We start from the raw sequence: 14,538 nt of genomic DNA on the forward strand, positions 1-14,538 counted from the left end.
CCAGCAGACTGCCAAGCCCTTTGACTGGAAATACACGCGGCAGGACCTTGCACGACTCCTCGCCAAGCTTGCGCTTCCCAATGCTCCGTTGGTTCGTTGTGCCTAAGATACGTCATCGAATTTCCGAACTAGACCACTAAGCTTGCCGATGCGGCGACACGTTCTGAAACTTTCAAGGGTTGGGGTACCCGCCCGTATCAGGCACCTGAGGCGTTCGAGTACGGCCCTAACACTATCGCCATGGACGTGTACGCAGCAGGCGTCATGTTTTTCGAAATGGCCACGCTAACCTGGCCCGTTCAACCAAAGCCGGGTGACAACAGCCCGCTAGCCTGGCGCCACGCGCACTTGTTGACGCCCCCATCGGACCTGCGTGTTGCGCGGCCGGATCTTCCGCAGGAGCTAGTACAGCTCATCTTGCTCATGTTACAGAAGGATCCCGCTCGCCGCCCCCAATTGTGGAGTACCGTGATCGAGCGTCTTAAGAGAAAGTCAGCCTCTGTCGCGGGGCTACCCGATGTGAGTACGCTTGTTCAGAAAGCGACTGCCACGCTCGTGCAGACGACGGCGCAAGAGGCGAAGGACCGAGAGGAGCGGGAGCGCCAAGCCGAACGCCGTGCGTTGCTTGAACAAGCCTTCCGGGAACCCGTCGACGTTCTTCGTACTGTTGTCGACACGTTCAATGAGGCGTCAGAAGTCGGTAAGCTCACGATGACGCAGAGTGGCCCGCTGTCAGCGGAAGTGAAGCCATCTCGCAGCGGTGCGCGCCTTCTGCTCAGTGGCGAGATCATTCCCGACTTGGGTGCGCGGCCCAACGGCGTCTACCGGATCATCGGGATGGCGCGGATCGAGCCGACTCCATCCGCGACGAGCACGGAGCAGTTGTACCGTGCTCGGGACAGCTTCGGAAGCTTCAACCTCGCGTACCGTGTCTCTCGAGTCACCGAACGATTCGGCAATTGGATGTTATTCCGGTTCGAACACAATCCGCTGACGGGTCGCACTGGCTACCCTAGGTGGTTCGCACTTGACCTTCACGAGTTCCCTCGCCAGTTACAACTTCTAAACGCTCTTGGTATGTACCAGCACGAGAAGCGAGGCCTCGACGACGAGTGGTATAAGCTGTTGCTAACCCAACTGCTTTGATCACAGGCGCGCGGGGCCCTGAATGCAGCTTCGCTCAGGCATACCAACCCAGAACGCCCCTTGCGTTCCGCGCGCATGACGCCGACAACTTCCGATGACATTCAAGCTAAACATCCCACCGGCAGAGATAAACGCGTGGGCAGCGCGTTACCGGAACGACTATGACGATCGCGATGCCGAGCGGATCGGGGCGGCCGCACGTTCAGGACACCATCTGTCACGCGACCAGTTCCTCAGCCTCGCCGAGTGGAAGACCAAGCGCACCAAGTCGCGCTGCCGCAAGAATAGTGAGGAGTACGTTCGTCAGGTGACAAGCAGCGCCCTGACGGCTGATGAACCACGGTTCAAGATTCAGGTTCTCCGCCTGCTCGACGGTGTCGATTGGGCCACGGCCTCGGTGATACTGCATTTCTGCGATAGCGCGGACTGGCCGATCATCGATTTCCGCGCGTTCTGGAGTCTCGGGCAACCCGCGCCGAATCAGTGCAGCTATTCCATTTGGCAGGCGTATACAACGTACACACGAGACCTAGCACGCGACCTGAAGGTGAGCATGCGGACGCTGGACCGAGCTCTGTGGGCCTATTCGAAGGCCAACCAGCCAGCAACGAGCGGCCGGGTACGCAGGTAACACAACTGTCCAGGAACACGAGAGAGCACCTTCGACATGAACTCTAGCGAACAGGATGAGCACGACAAGCTGAAACGGCTTCTTAACGCTTCAGGCTTTGCCTTTCAGCTTGCCCTAGAAGCCGCCGTCCGCTCTGCACCAATGGATGATCGATGGCAAATAGGAGCACGCGAGCATCCATGGTCGACCTCTGGCCGAGGGTACACCCTGCAGTGTTCGCGGGGTCTTGCAGTACTGGCGTGACGGCGATCAGCTACGGTCCACCGACTCTTCATCCTCCACAGCTCCGCAGCTTCTGATATGAACGACGATCTGCCGGTATCGGAGATTCCGCGTGTACCCGTCGATGCCGAGGCGGTGCGTGGCTTCACAAGAGAGCGAGAACATTTTCATGTCGCGTTCAACCTCCTTCGAGAGGTTGTGCAATGGGCGGTTCTGCTAGGCAGCGCTGTAACCGGGACCGTTCGCGACTGGACGTTAGAGGAGGCGGTGTTCGGCGGTCAATTCGTTCGCCTCTCGAAGCTCCTGCGTGCATTCCTCGAGCAAGCGAAGGATAATCGCGCCGAGCTCGCGTGGGTAAGCTCGCGCCTAATCACGGAATGCGTCGTAAACGTATCGTACCTACTTGCCAATCGATCCGAAGACCTTCTGAAGTCATATTTGCATCAATCGCTGCAACACGAGCGTGATCTTTTGAAGACGATTCGGACGAACATCAAAGGACGCAGCGGGCAAGAGCTGCCCATTGAGACGCGGATGATACGCTCAATCGAGCGGACCTTCCGCAACTCGGAGATCCGACTAGATGATCTTCCGGACAAGAAGGTCCACCACTGGGGTGGAAAGACACTCCGTCAAAAAGCAGAAGCGCTGGGCATGTTGACTGTATACCAGACTGCCATTGCCGGCTCGTCACGAAACGTTCATGGAAGTTGGTACGATCTACTCCAACATCATCTTGAGGTGGTCCCCCCGGGCCGTTTTCGGCCTCGATTTGAGGAGACACGCGTTCGGCCGCAGCTCCTCTATGCATTGGCTGTTCTAACGCTCGAAGCGTATGATGGATATATACAGCACCTGGGCACAAGTAAAACGGAAGGTCTACACAAACGGATCGTGGAGCTCGACGAGCGAGTTCGCCTAGCGAATGATCTGCATGAACAGTTTCTGGTCGAACGCGGCAGCTGAGCCCCTAACATGCGTTGGACCAGACTAGGGGATTTCGGAGCGTAGCCTGCGGCCGCAGGATATGACGCTACCGCTGCTCAACTCGGATGTTAGACAGACTACGGTCGCGTGCGCTACCGAACAGATGTGTGATCACTCAATAAGTTAGGTTGATGGATTCCAAAGTGATCGAACGACAGCGCCGGCTCTTCTCCATCGTCGACGAATTCTTTCAGCGGGCGACTGGCGACGACGTATCGACGTTTGCAGCACGCGGTGCTTTCGATGAAGTCGTTCGAGAGCGTGCGACGTTCCTCGGTCGCCGAGGATCCTCGGCCTACACTTGGTTTGAGCAACAACTTCGTTCTCTGTACTCGGAGACGTGGCGGGACGTGTTTCGTGACGCACGCAACACCGGAGGCATGAAGTTGGTTCTAGGTGGATCGAGTCGATTCTCGGGCTCGCACTTCGCCTCGGTTCGGAAGATGCTTCTCTACGCCGATTCGATCCTCATCCCAGACCCCTTGCTGCCGTGGCTCGAAACGGAACGGAAAGAGGAGCGGTTCCGGCATGTCAACCTCTTGGAGCAGTCGTTTTGGTTGTTACATCTCAAACCGCTCGTTGATGTCGATTTGCCGTATCCGGCCGTATTGGTGTTTCCAAGCTGGGAAAAAGGTCTCGAGGAAAGGGACGCAATCACGCAGGAAGGGCAGTTCGCGCTGACGGCCGCTGTTGTGGGTCATCACCTTGGCTATCGTTTCGGGCATCTTGATGAGCTCAAGGCCTTCGCGATCGACCACTCCAGCGAATTCCTCGAAGGAGTCGACAAGGCGCGCTTGTTTCTAGCTCCAGGCGCGGACTCCCCGGAACCCCTGGAGATTGGCATTCGTCGCTACTGGGATCACGTTCGGACGTGGCGGACGGAGGAACACGTTGCATCGTTGAAGCAATTTCCCGAGTCGGTCCTAGTTCTATACGCGATCATGGAGCGGCTCGGACCACAGTACCATCTTCTCGAGAACGCCGAGGAGCTGGCCGGTCAGCCAATGATGTGCGTTGAAGCCCACTGGTACTACCACAAACTCATCGCCCAGACCTTCGAGGGTCAGCTCGTGAGCCAGGGCTCGCTGTCGCCCAACACGATCGCCGTGCTGCGCTCTCTCGACCGGCCTGCACACGAATGGTTGGGAAACGTCCCCATGTCATCCCTCGTCGACATGCGTCGCAATAATGAAAACGAGCAATTTCGTAAGAGATTAGCGGCGCACACGGCTGACCTTCACACGGCTGCGTTGGATGACTTAGACCGGGTCGCGGCTGAAGTCGGGCGCGGCATCGCGGGGCTCGTTGCCGATCACAAGAATGAGGTACGGCGTATCGCTGACACCTACGGATTGAAACACGTGCAGACGTTAGCTGGCGGTGTGGTGACCGCCGCGGCGCTGTTCGCTCCGGCCTTAGCTCCTTTCGTCGGCGGGCTGCACGCACCGGTCGCAATTGCAGGGAGGTACGCTCACACGAAGATGCAGGAGCGCCTCGAAAAGGGCCGTGCCGCGCGATCGTTGACTGGTGTTTTGGCCTTGGCATACGATCAGCGGAACTGATCTGGCGCCGATCCTGAAATCTCGACCGTGAGCAGCCGGTGACATAGGTAACCCGTCACTGTCTCTCCTATGAGGCGTCATCTGTCAAGTCTCCTGGGAAAGACTGATTGGCGAGCAGGATCAATAACACAGCCCATCGCCGTTGGTCAGTGTTTTTCTCTGAACTGGCATCCACCACTGACTGGCCGCTTCTTCCGAACGTTCCGGGCGTGATCACCCGTGAACAACCTCCTATCCGTATCAGCCGAAGCTGAACACCCGAACTTTGTGAATCCGCCCAAGGGCGAGTTGAAGCGAGGGAGGGCAGCGGACCCCTTCTAACGAACGGTACGCAGAGCATGACTCTGCAAACCCGACAGCAAATGCGGGCCGCTCCCTCCAGTCGGCGAATGGAAGCGCCGTGACACATCAAGTGCTTATGCGCGTAGCATGGCACCCTCCGGAACGAGTCCTGTATCGAGGTACCGCCAGAAGGCGATCAACAGCTTTCGCGCAAGGGCGACGATCCCGATCTTGCGCACTCGGCTACTGCCCGTGCCGAACTTCTGCTGATACCAGCGGGCAAGCGCGCTCGCGGGTTGAAAGCGCAGCCACGCCCACGCCGTGTTGATCGCGAGCGCGCGGACCCAGCGGTTCCCTGCCTTGGAGATCCCTTGCTCGTGTTGCAGATCGCCGCTCTGGTAGTGCGTGTCGGTGAGTCCCGCGAGGCCGCCGACCTGGCGACGATTGCGGAACTGGCGCCACGCGAAGAATTCCATGACGTAGAGCCAGGCGCTGTCGATTCCCACGCCGCGGAGTTGGTTGAGCTGGCGCACCTGGGCAATCGCTGGATCATCGGTGGTCTTGAGCAGCGCCCGGCGCTCTTTCTTGAGCGCGCGGATTCGCACCGTGTACCAAAGGACCGTCTCCCATTCGCGCGTGAGCCGCGCGCAGAGAAGCGGGGGCAGCGGCGTCCCGTCCCACAGTCGCGCGCTCACGACATGCGACGGCAGCTCCTGAATCCGCGCGAGCGGCACGCCCTGGCTGGCCAAGAGACCTTTGATCCGGTTCGTGTGCCGCCCGCGATCGCGCCGCGCGAATAAGAGCTCGCGGTGCACCTGGCGCTGATCCTCTGCCGCGGGCGCCGGTACGTTCACCACACTCCAGACCCTTTTCTCGCCGCCGGCCGCGCGGATGAGCATCGTCACGAGCTTGCAGGCATCGAGCCGATCCGTCTTCGTCCGGCGGCGGCGCCGATTCACCTCGATGCTCGAGGAATCGACGATACTGTTCGCAATGCTCCGGCTCACGAGATAGCGATGCAGCCAGAACCCATCACGGCCGGCCTCGTAGCAGCTTCGCACCGGTGCGCCGGCCGGCAACCCGAAGTGCGCCTTCGCCCGAGCGATCTCCGCCTCGAGCGCCTTGCGGTCGCGCGCCGGCATCGTGCGCACGAGCGGCGCCTGATCGATCCTGGTGGTCATCGCGAGCTTCCACTCGGCGTTGCCGAGTTCGAACGCGACGTATAACGTAGATGGAACACGTGACTTTTGGGGACGGGTCGCTGCTGGTCGCATGGGCTTCTCCTTACGTGATGGTTTGGAGGAAGCCCGAACGTTGGCGGCCCGTCCGCGTGAACCGCCAGTTCCTACATAAGTTCTAACGTTGCTTGCACCAGACGATCTTCAGTAGCGGCGGCTTCGCCGCCGCATTTTATTGATTCGCCTGCAGGTGAAGCCCGGCGTTGCCGGCAACAACGAGGGTAAATGAAACTGCTTGTGTTTGGCGCGTCGGGTGCCACCGGCCGGTAGGTCATAACGCAAGCGCTCGCCCGTGACTTCGCGGTCACAGCGTTCGTGCGCAATCCCACCAAGCTCGGGATCGCCCACCCTGAACTCCCGCTCGGCGCAGTCGAGTTCGATCCGATACTCCATGACTGGCAGCCGTCGAGAGTCTCGTCGCATCCAAAGGCGATGGAGCGACTTATCCGCGCAAGGGGAAGTAGAATGGCCATTCAGGCGCGATCCGCTCCTGTGATTGCTGATACTTCGGTCGGCGATTAGCGGCGCTCCCGGCGACGAGATCGCCGAACGCGACGCACATTACATGCTGGCCTCGCGCTCTGATCCAAGAAGGCCGAGATTTGCTCCTAGTCAAATAGCTAGGATCACACTCATTCCCATTTACATGTGACCTTCCATCCCGGCGCGAACGAAATCGAGTGGCTGGCAAGCTTAACGACGCTCGCTGAAGAAATCGGAGAGGAAGTGTTTGGCTATCCGATTCGTTGGAGAGTCGAGACTGGTTTGCGCCGTCGCCGTAATCGATCTGACGTGGTTATAGAAGACTCCGGGGGAACAATCATCATTACCGGTGAGGCCAAGCGGCCCGACGATCCGCACGGTCTGACTCCGCTCGACGTGAGTGAAGTAGATGACGCGGTCGGCAAAGCGCAGCATCAAGGATCGCGTTGGTGCTTTACCACCAATTTTCATCAGATCGCAGTGTTTGATGCTGGGTCTGGTTTGATGGCTAGCCCGTTGTCGCGATTGCAAGGTAATGTGATTCCGTTTATCCCATCCTCACTCGCGCAATCAACTGGCTGGTGGGCCGCGTTAAGCGACGATCAGCGTCGCCAGTCTACTGAACTGGGACTCCGACGGCTCTTTGAGCGTACCAGAATGCTCCGACAGGGTGAGGAAGCCCTGGTTTTGGTCGATGAAGTAGTCGTTGATTTCTTCTCGGAGTTTGCCGCAAAGCTGTTGGATCCTCTTTGGCGCCACTTTCTGAATGACAACTCAGCTCGCGGAGCAACAATTCGTGAGCGGGCGCTAGTAGCTGGTCTCGACATCGATGACAGACAGGAAGCGAGATACCTCGTAGCGCAGGGAATATTCGAAGTGCTCTCCGCTGCATTGTTCTACAGGCTCCTCGCCGACAATTTCGCGGAGCTACGACCGCTTCTTGGAGGGACGAGCCCAAGAACCTCCGTCGTGCTTGCTAACACTGTGCACGCTTCTCTTACAGAAGCCGAGGGAATAACGGGGGACTACGAATCCATTCTGCGGTTGTCGGCGGTTGGGAATTGGGTTCTCCGACACGCCACGGCAGATGCAGTCCGGCATTGGAACGCTCTCCTCGCATTTGTCGACCGCCTCGATCTAGCTAATCTCTCAAGCGATGTCTTAGGGTCAATCTTCGAGCGTTTGATTTCGCCGGAACGGCGCCGGGAAATGGGACAGCATTATACGCAGCCCCGTCTCGCGCGAAGTATGGCGAAATGGGCTGTCACTTCGAGGGACGATATTGTCCTCGATCCTACTTGTGGCGCCGGGACATTCCTCGTGGAGACGTACGGACGTCAGCGAGACCTCGGGGCGTCTCACGACGAGATTCTAGCTCGCACCTACGGCAACGATCTCGACCCGTTCGCTGTTCACCTCGCAGCCATCAACCTTGCGACTCGCCGATTGAGGCATGGTAGCAACCACCCGCTAGGTCTCTGACCGCCTGAAGAGTTAGCTAACGCTGATTGACGAAAGGGCACGAGGGCGGTATACTGGGGCATGCCACGTCCCCCCTTGTCGTTCCGATTGAAGTCGCACGACGTGAAGGAGTTGGAGCACCTGTTGCACGGCGGTGTACAACAGGTGCGGGTCGTACTCCGCGCGCTGGCGCTGTTGCAGTTGGACCGCGGGGCCAGCGCGCCCGAGGTCGCACAAACGGTGCAGCTCACGCCGCCAGCGATTCGCAACATCGCCCAGCGCTACCGAACCGGCGGCTTGGCGCGCGCGTTGTATGAGCGGCCGCGACCCGGAGCGGCCGAAGTGCTGGCCCCGTCCGACAAACAGCGGCTCATTGCCATGGTCTGTGCCGACCCACCGGCAGGGGCGGCGCGCTGGACGGTCCGCCTGATCGCGGAGCACGCGGTGAAGCGGAAGGTGGTGCCTCAGGTAGGGCGCGAGACGATCCGAGTGCTCTTGCAAAGCCACGACTTGAAACCGTGGCGGGAAAAAAATGTGGTGCGTGGCTGAGCTCACTCCGGAGTACATCGCGCGGATGGAAGACGTGCTGGCGCTCTACGAGAAGCCCTACGACCGGAAGGAACCGGTGGTCTGTTTGGATGAAAAGCCGGTGTCCCTGCATGCGGACGTGCGTCCTGGCCGGCCCGCCCGTCCGGGCCACGTGGCGAAACGCGACAATGAATACGAGCGCTGCGGCACTGCGAATATCTTCGGCGTGGTGGAACCGAAAGCAGGACGGCATTTCACGTGCGCGACCGCCAATCGGAAGGCGGCCCAATTCGCCCGGATGATTCGGACCGTTGTGACGGCTTATCCCGCCGCCCGAACCATCCATCTGGTGATGGATAACCTCAACACGCACGGCGAAACGTCGCTCACCAACCAGTTCGGCCGGCGTACCGGCCACCGCCTCTGGCGCCGGCTCACGGTGCACTACACCCCGGCGCATGGCAGTTGGCTCAATCAAGCAGAGATCGAACTGAGTCTGGTTGCACGGCAATGTCTCGGCACCCGCCGGATGGCGCAGCTCGCGCACCTCCAAGCCGAAACCCGCGCGTGGAACACCAGAGCGAACCGCCGAAAGACCTGCATCCGTTGGCGCTTCACCCGAAAAGATGCCCGCACCAAGTTCGGATACACAAAGAAACTATCTAGGCGGTCAGAGACCTAGTTCGTCTCGGAGATGCATTCGATCTCAGAGCCGGTATTCAAATGCTTGAAGTCGGGTCGGAGCACCATGCCCTCCGGTCGCCCAACCTGATCATTGGTAATCCACCCTACGCCCGATCCCACCCCGATGAGGATCGGGCACGCGGCCGTCTTGAGGCGCTATTCGGCACGAGGGTGAGCCTGCCGGATACGACCGGGATCAACCTGAGTGCGTGGTTCGTCCTCTTGGCGAACGCGCTTCTGGCTGAGGGAGGTCGAATGGCTTTCGTCCTCCCCTCGGGAGTTTTACAAAACGAGAACGTAGCAGGTTGGCGACAGTGGCTTCGTCGGCGGTGGGACCTCGTAATATGGCATACTGAAGAGGATGTCTGGTTTAGCGATGCAAGAGTCGCAACGTTCGCTGCACTCTTTAGTCCTCGCGGAAGGAACGCGACAGGAGCCGGCAGGGTTCACTTCGTGAATGTTCGGGAAGATGCGACCGGCGAACTCATGTCGGTCGACGGTATTCCGTCTCCGGCTGCACGCGTCGTCATCCGTGATATTAGCGCAACACCCCCGGCTGGAGACTTACTCATCGCGGGAACAAAACCAGATGTGTTGCGTGAGTTCGAAGCTGCGCCAGCTACAACACTTATTCGCGACGCCGCCGGAATCGAGTCCGGCGCTGGTCAGAAGCTCGGTCACGCGTTTTTCAAGTTGAAAGACACGAATCCAGCAAGTGCGAGTTTGATACGAAATCTAACTGGCCTCGGCACAAGCGTTCGCCTCCACAGGCGGTATCTCACCCCGCTCTTGACGGGTCCTAAGGAACTTGTGAGCGGCGAATCCAACGCTCCTGAGCATTGGCTTCTCACGTTGCCGAGAGAGTTGCCGACGAATGCAGCGATCAGAGACTATATCCGGTACGGGAGAGCCGAAGAAGTGCACGTTGCACCGTCGGTGGAGTCTCGCGGCGATGCATGGTGGTCGCTGACTCCGGCGCTATGGGATATTGCGGTTCCCATGAGTGCGCAGTTCAAGCATCAGGTCGCCTATCTGAATCCAGCGGGAGCGGTCACCAATAATTTTCACGGTCTGAAGTTTGAAAATCCTCGGGACGGGCTGATCGTTGGCGCGTCGCTTGCGTCGGCGTTTGGCGCCCTAGCTCGCCTCTATGTCTCTGGCGAAATAGGATGTGAGGGCCTCCGTAGGGTCGCGTTAATACAGTTTCAAGAGTGGCCCATCCTCGATCCTTCGAGAGTGCGTGGAACTCGCCACGAAGCGCGCTGTTTACAGACTTACGAGCGATGGCGGGTGTTCGATTCCTCGGAAATCGACGAAATGGCACCCGACGAGCTGGCCGCTTGGAGGGACCTAACCGAAGCCGTCGCAATTGCTGCATTTGGAACCTCCGCTTCAGCCGCGCGATCTATGGCGGACTCCGCGATCACGGAAGCACAATCCACAGTGGCGCGTCGGCGTACCCGCGAAGCTGCTGCGCTCGGTGGGAGAACCCGGCAGGCAGGGGGAGCTAGAACGAGTGCCTCAGCGCGCCTGCGTCAGTGGTTAAGCGGTTCGAGCGAATTCCGGCGTGTAGTCGAGCTGTTGACCAGTGGCCCGACGCAGTATTCGCTGCGGAATGAAGGCGAACTACAGAATCTCGCTCTCTTCGAGAATGACCACCCGCTTGGCGCCGTGCCTTACATTGAACTCGAATTGATTAGGGTGCTCGGCGCGGGCTTCGACGCGGCATGGCCCGATCCCTCAGATCGCGAAGCCCTCGAAACGATCATCGTGATTGGCCGGGAATTACTGGATACGGCGATTACAGTGATCGCGGGAGAACCTCCGCCAGTAAACAGCCCGGCATCGGCCGCGTGGCGTGAGATTGCAGCCGCCGCTCTGGACGGACTCAGAAAAGCAATTCAGGTAGAAGTGCGAAAGACCCTTCTCTAAGAGAGGGAGGGGGTCTGAAAGCCATCAGTGAGAAAGACGTGAAGGAACCGAGCGGAATAGTCGTGCGTGTCGAGCGCTTCTAGTGTCCGTCAATTTCGACTTTGCTCCCGGATTTCATACGTGAAATACGTGATGGATTGCGAGCACGCGACATGGAGCGGACCCGGACCGGCGTGACTAGAGTGGTGACAACCACTCGGATCGCGGCCAGGACGCTACATGATTGTGGAATTTTCATCAGCTCGGAGCGCACGGACTATAAGCGATGGGAGCTGTCTACTGCGGGATTACTCGTTGCTGCCTTGGTCCATCGAGCGGGACATCGAGTCGAGCTCACACGGCTCCAGAGCCCGACAGCCCCGAGACCCGGGGGATTGCTTGCTGAGCCCGTGCGAGACGCTTTGCTCCGGATGGAAGATGCAGCGTCTCTTACAAACGCAATAGAGATGCTTCGTGGGCCAAACAGAGAGGTATTTCCCAACTTCGACAAGGCGCTTCGCACGGTCTCAGCCTTGTGGAAGGAGACCGGTTCATCGCCCGCGATCTCGGAGTCCCGAGCGGAGCTTTGCGCGAAGGCCGGGCTCTTACTCGATCAGGTCAGCGAGTGCATCCCCCCGGAAACCTTAAGGCATGACTTCTCCATCGGAGTGAAATGAATATGGTAGCGTGGCCGGCGCGCGAGCCACGCTCTCACACGGGCATGTTTATGAGTCGAGTAGTTGTCGATGATGAGATGCAAATCGAGCTCCGGTGGGACGCTTGCATCGACGTAATTGAGGAAGGTGAGGAATTCCTGATGGCGATGGCGTCTTTTGCACTGCGTCAGGACTTCCCCGCTTTGGACATCTAGTGCAGCGAAGAGCGTAGTCGTGCCGTGGCGCTTGTAATCGTGGGTTATTCCCTCGACATAACCCAATCCCATCGGCAAGAGCGGCTGACTACGCTCCAGCGCTTGAATCTGGCTCTTCTCGTCGACCGAGAGGACAAGCGCTTTATCGGGAGGATTGAGATAGAGCCCGACGATGTCGCTGACCTTTTCAAACTAGAACGGATCGGTAGAGAGCTTGAAATGCTTCGTTCTGTGCGGCTGTACACCAAAGAGAGAGAAATAGCGTTGCACGGTGCTCTTGCTGATACCGGTCTTCTGGGCGACGCTTCGAACACTCCAGTGAGTAGAGTTCCTGGGCTTTTTTTTGAGCACGGTGCGGAGCATCTGGGCGACTTCATCCTCGTCGTGAGTGCGGGGTCGCCCGGGTCGGGATACATCATAGAGGCCCGCGAGACGATTCTCATTGAATCGATTGCGCCAATAGCCGACGATAGGGAGGCTTACGCTGACTGTTTGTGCAATGTTGCGATGCGTGGCACCCCCGGCCGAGAGGAGGATGATCCGCGCACGCCGAACCATTCCCGCGGGGAGCGAAGTGGAGCGGGTGATGTGCTCCAATTCTTCTCTCTCATTATCGGACAACATGATGTTGAAACTGGGGGCGCGTCCTCGAGGCATGGCATCCTCCAAAGAGAAAATATCACCATGCCAATATGTATTACTTATTAATGGGACACAAGACTAGGGATCCCTGGGATGGTCGCGGGTAACCCAGTATTCTGGCCGTTGGTGTCCTTGAGCTCGAGAACGCCGTAAATAATCACGCCTCCAGCCGTGTTGGCCAACGCGGTGGCATCAGCAAGAAATTCCTTTTTCTCGCCGGAAGACGAGCCAGGCAGCTCGAGTTTGTAGTCGAGCTGACGCGACTCGCCGACGCCGTTCTCTACCAAATGCTGTAGTTCCCCCGGCTCAATGTCACCGACAAATTTCCCGCGAAGCCTCATACGTCGCTCACTGACATTAGGGGCCCGGCTTATGGATCAGCTTGTTGTCCGTGAGGCTTCCGATTGCATAGCTTCCTCGAATGCTTTTGCCAGCACGAGCACCATAGGACGTTGCCTTGCGCGGCTCAATGCCGCCCGCCAGGGGAAGTTCGGGTTATCGGGATTACCGCTGAATGGCTTTAGCGTAGCCAGAGTATCGAATGCCTCAACCTTGGCCACGTCGTCCGCTGTCAGCTCGTAGTATCCGGCTTTTGCAAGCACACCTTTCGCAAATAGCGGGAATGCAAAAGCTGCAAGCAGCAAATGCTCGCGAGTGGTCCATATCGCCGAATAGGGAGGCGCTTCGACGTGACCGTGCCCGTACTGACTCCGCAGAACATAAGCATCCCCTAGCCACACTTCCCGTATCGATTTCCCTGACCGCATTGCCGTCGACAGGGCTTTGTTTGACGCTACACCGCCGAAATACCGCCTGTCCGGTTCAGTCTCAGGACGAAATGCCGCCAAGAAGCCTTCCACCGTTCCTCGCTGATCCCAAGCTCCCGAGAGTCTGCTGAAGGCGCTGACGATATCTATCAATTCGGTGTGTTGGCTTATGTCTGGGCTGTCCGTGTTTCCACCGACGAAAAGCCTCAAGGCATCGGAAAACGGAAACCAATTCACATCTCCTTCCTTCGCCGCGGCCTCAAGCGCATGTAGGAGTTCTTGATCCAGGTCGCGAGGCAACTCGCACGATCCCGAGACATGCTCCGGTCGCCTTACATCAAGCCGACCTTTGGGAATCAACGTCGTACTGGACCCGTCGCGACGGCGGCTGGTGACGGCGGCGCCACCGGCACGTTCCGAAGTAAAGGCTTGAATCGTCAGCCGAGCGTTGTCGCTGTTGACGTACCTGTGGGTAAAAAACTCTCTTTCTGAGAGAATCGCGAAGGCCAAGCGAGTTCTAAAATCGAAATAGTCCGTGACTTGTTGGTCGGTAAGATCATGCGTAAACGACGAGTCGTCGTGCCGGAGCAAAGGCGTCGAAGCCATGTCTACGGCACGCATTCGACCATAGGATCCCAATACGGCTTCCGCGGCCGCCTTCAAATCGCTCGTTATTTCGCCCCCCGAAAGGGCTGCAGAGTAGGGAACGATGTGAAAGTCCCCGAAGCGGAGGCGCCTGGTGCAGGTTGACCAAGGCAAGAACGCGAGCATACTCATCGTGATACGAAACTAGTCGGTTTTACCGCCGAGCAAAACCAATGACACGCGAATCATCACAGGACGCCTTTGAACGGCGATACATGGCCGCATTCGAAGCTCTCGCCGCACAACATGGAATCGTTGTGAAGTACCAGCGCGATCGGGCGGCCCGTGACATAGGGTTACACCTGACGAAACCCGACCGCGAGGGCGCCGAGACCTTAACCTCGTCGTTGGTTTGGTTCCAGATGAAGGGAATAACGGCTGCGGTGTTGACGAAAGAGACATTTGCCTCGAGCAACTATGTCAAACTTTGAATTCGCGTTAGGGATTTGCAGTTTTGGTATCGACAACCCGTTCCGAC

15 protein-coding genes are annotated in these 14,538 nt (G+C 58.5%); 11 read left to right on the forward strand and 4 right to left on the reverse strand.

Annotated features, from left to right (window positions below; translation table 11 throughout):
- Positions 1–468: 468 nt before the first annotated feature.
- From Q7S20_12965 to Q7S20_12980, 4 genes are all read left to right on the forward strand, one after another.
- Entirely contained in the window at positions 469–1,146 is a 678-nt protein-coding gene (locus tag Q7S20_12965) for a hypothetical protein (protein ID MDO8502746.1), read from the forward strand.
- Between the two features lie 94 nt (positions 1,147–1,240).
- Positions 1,241–1,777, forward strand: a complete 537-nt coding sequence (locus Q7S20_12970) for a hypothetical protein (protein ID MDO8502747.1) — start codon at positions 1,241–1,243, stop codon at positions 1,775–1,777.
- A 300-nt stretch (positions 1,778–2,077) separates the two neighbouring features.
- The gene (locus tag Q7S20_12975) at positions 2,078–2,965 is read left to right on the forward strand and encodes a DUF5677 domain-containing protein (protein MDO8502748.1); all 888 of its coding nucleotides are present in this window, start codon (positions 2,078–2,080) and stop codon (positions 2,963–2,965) included.
- Between the two features lie 149 nt (positions 2,966–3,114).
- Complete coding sequence (locus tag Q7S20_12980) at positions 3,115–4,548, forward strand: hypothetical protein (GenBank protein ID MDO8502749.1); 1,434 nt, start codon at positions 3,115–3,117, stop codon at positions 4,546–4,548.
- Positions 4,549–4,964: 416 nt separating this feature from the next.
- Here Q7S20_12980 and Q7S20_12985 read toward each other — a convergent pair whose 3' ends face one another.
- Together Q7S20_12985 and Q7S20_12990 are read right to left on the reverse strand one after the other, a co-directional pair.
- Positions 4,965–6,011 (reverse strand): IS110 family transposase, encoded by a 1,047-nt coding sequence (locus tag Q7S20_12985; GenBank protein MDO8502750.1) that lies wholly within the window; start codon positions 6,009–6,011, stop codon positions 4,965–4,967.
- Between the two features lie 201 nt (positions 6,012–6,212).
- A complete protein-coding gene (locus Q7S20_12990; protein MDO8502751.1) occupies positions 6,213–6,461 on the reverse strand; it encodes a hypothetical protein in 249 nt (82 codons plus the stop codon).
- 255 nt (positions 6,462–6,716) lie between these two features.
- On the opposite strand from Q7S20_12990, the gene Q7S20_12995 reads away from it, so the two are divergent.
- The 6 genes from Q7S20_12995 (at position 6,717) to Q7S20_13020 (ending at position 12,714) form a co-directional block, all read left to right on the forward strand.
- Positions 6,717–8,033 carry an N-6 DNA methylase gene (locus tag Q7S20_12995; protein ID MDO8502752.1) on the forward strand — a complete coding sequence of 439 codons (1,317 nt, stop codon included), beginning with the start codon at positions 6,717–6,719 and terminating at the stop codon, positions 8,031–8,033.
- A gap of 87 nt (positions 8,034–8,120) precedes the next feature.
- Positions 8,121–8,561, forward strand: coding sequence for a helix-turn-helix domain-containing protein (locus tag Q7S20_13000; protein ID MDO8502753.1), 441 nt, complete (start codon positions 8,121–8,123; stop codon positions 8,559–8,561).
- On the forward strand, positions 8,554–9,222 hold the full coding sequence (locus Q7S20_13005) for an IS630 family transposase (GenBank protein MDO8502754.1): 669 nt from the start codon (positions 8,554–8,556) through the stop codon (positions 9,220–9,222). Before Q7S20_13000 ends, Q7S20_13005 begins: the two co-directional genes overlap by 8 nt.
- A 455-nt stretch (positions 9,223–9,677) precedes the next feature.
- The gene (locus Q7S20_13010) at positions 9,678–11,156 is read left to right on the forward strand and encodes a hypothetical protein (protein ID MDO8502755.1); all 1,479 of its coding nucleotides are present in this window, start codon (positions 9,678–9,680) and stop codon (positions 11,154–11,156) included.
- A 652-nt stretch (positions 11,157–11,808) separates the two neighbouring features.
- On the forward strand, positions 11,809–12,006 hold the full coding sequence (locus Q7S20_13015; protein MDO8502756.1) for a hypothetical protein: 198 nt from the start codon (positions 11,809–11,811) through the stop codon (positions 12,004–12,006).
- 24 nt (positions 12,007–12,030) lie between these two features.
- Positions 12,031–12,714 (forward strand): hypothetical protein, encoded by a 684-nt coding sequence (locus tag Q7S20_13020; GenBank protein MDO8502757.1) that lies wholly within the window; start codon positions 12,031–12,033, stop codon positions 12,712–12,714.
- Here the strand turns inward: Q7S20_13020 and Q7S20_13025 are convergent.
- Complete coding sequence (locus Q7S20_13025; GenBank protein MDO8502758.1) at positions 12,711–12,989, reverse strand: ATP-binding protein; 279 nt, start codon at positions 12,987–12,989, stop codon at positions 12,711–12,713. The genes Q7S20_13020 and Q7S20_13025 overlap by 4 nt on opposite strands.
- Positions 12,990–13,025: 36 nt before the next feature.
- Positions 13,026–14,021, reverse strand: a complete 996-nt coding sequence (locus tag Q7S20_13030) for a hypothetical protein (GenBank protein ID MDO8502759.1) — start codon at positions 14,019–14,021, stop codon at positions 13,026–13,028.
- Positions 14,022–14,233: 212 nt separating this feature from the next.
- Between Q7S20_13030 and Q7S20_13035 the strand changes: the two genes are divergently transcribed.
- Entirely contained in the window at positions 14,234–14,491 is a 258-nt protein-coding gene (locus Q7S20_13035; protein ID MDO8502760.1) for a hypothetical protein, read from the forward strand.
- The last annotated feature ends 47 nt before the right edge of the window (positions 14,492–14,538 follow it).

Source organism: Gemmatimonadaceae bacterium (assembly GCA_030647905.1).
GTDB lineage: Bacteria > Gemmatimonadota > Gemmatimonadetes > Gemmatimonadales > Gemmatimonadaceae > UBA4720.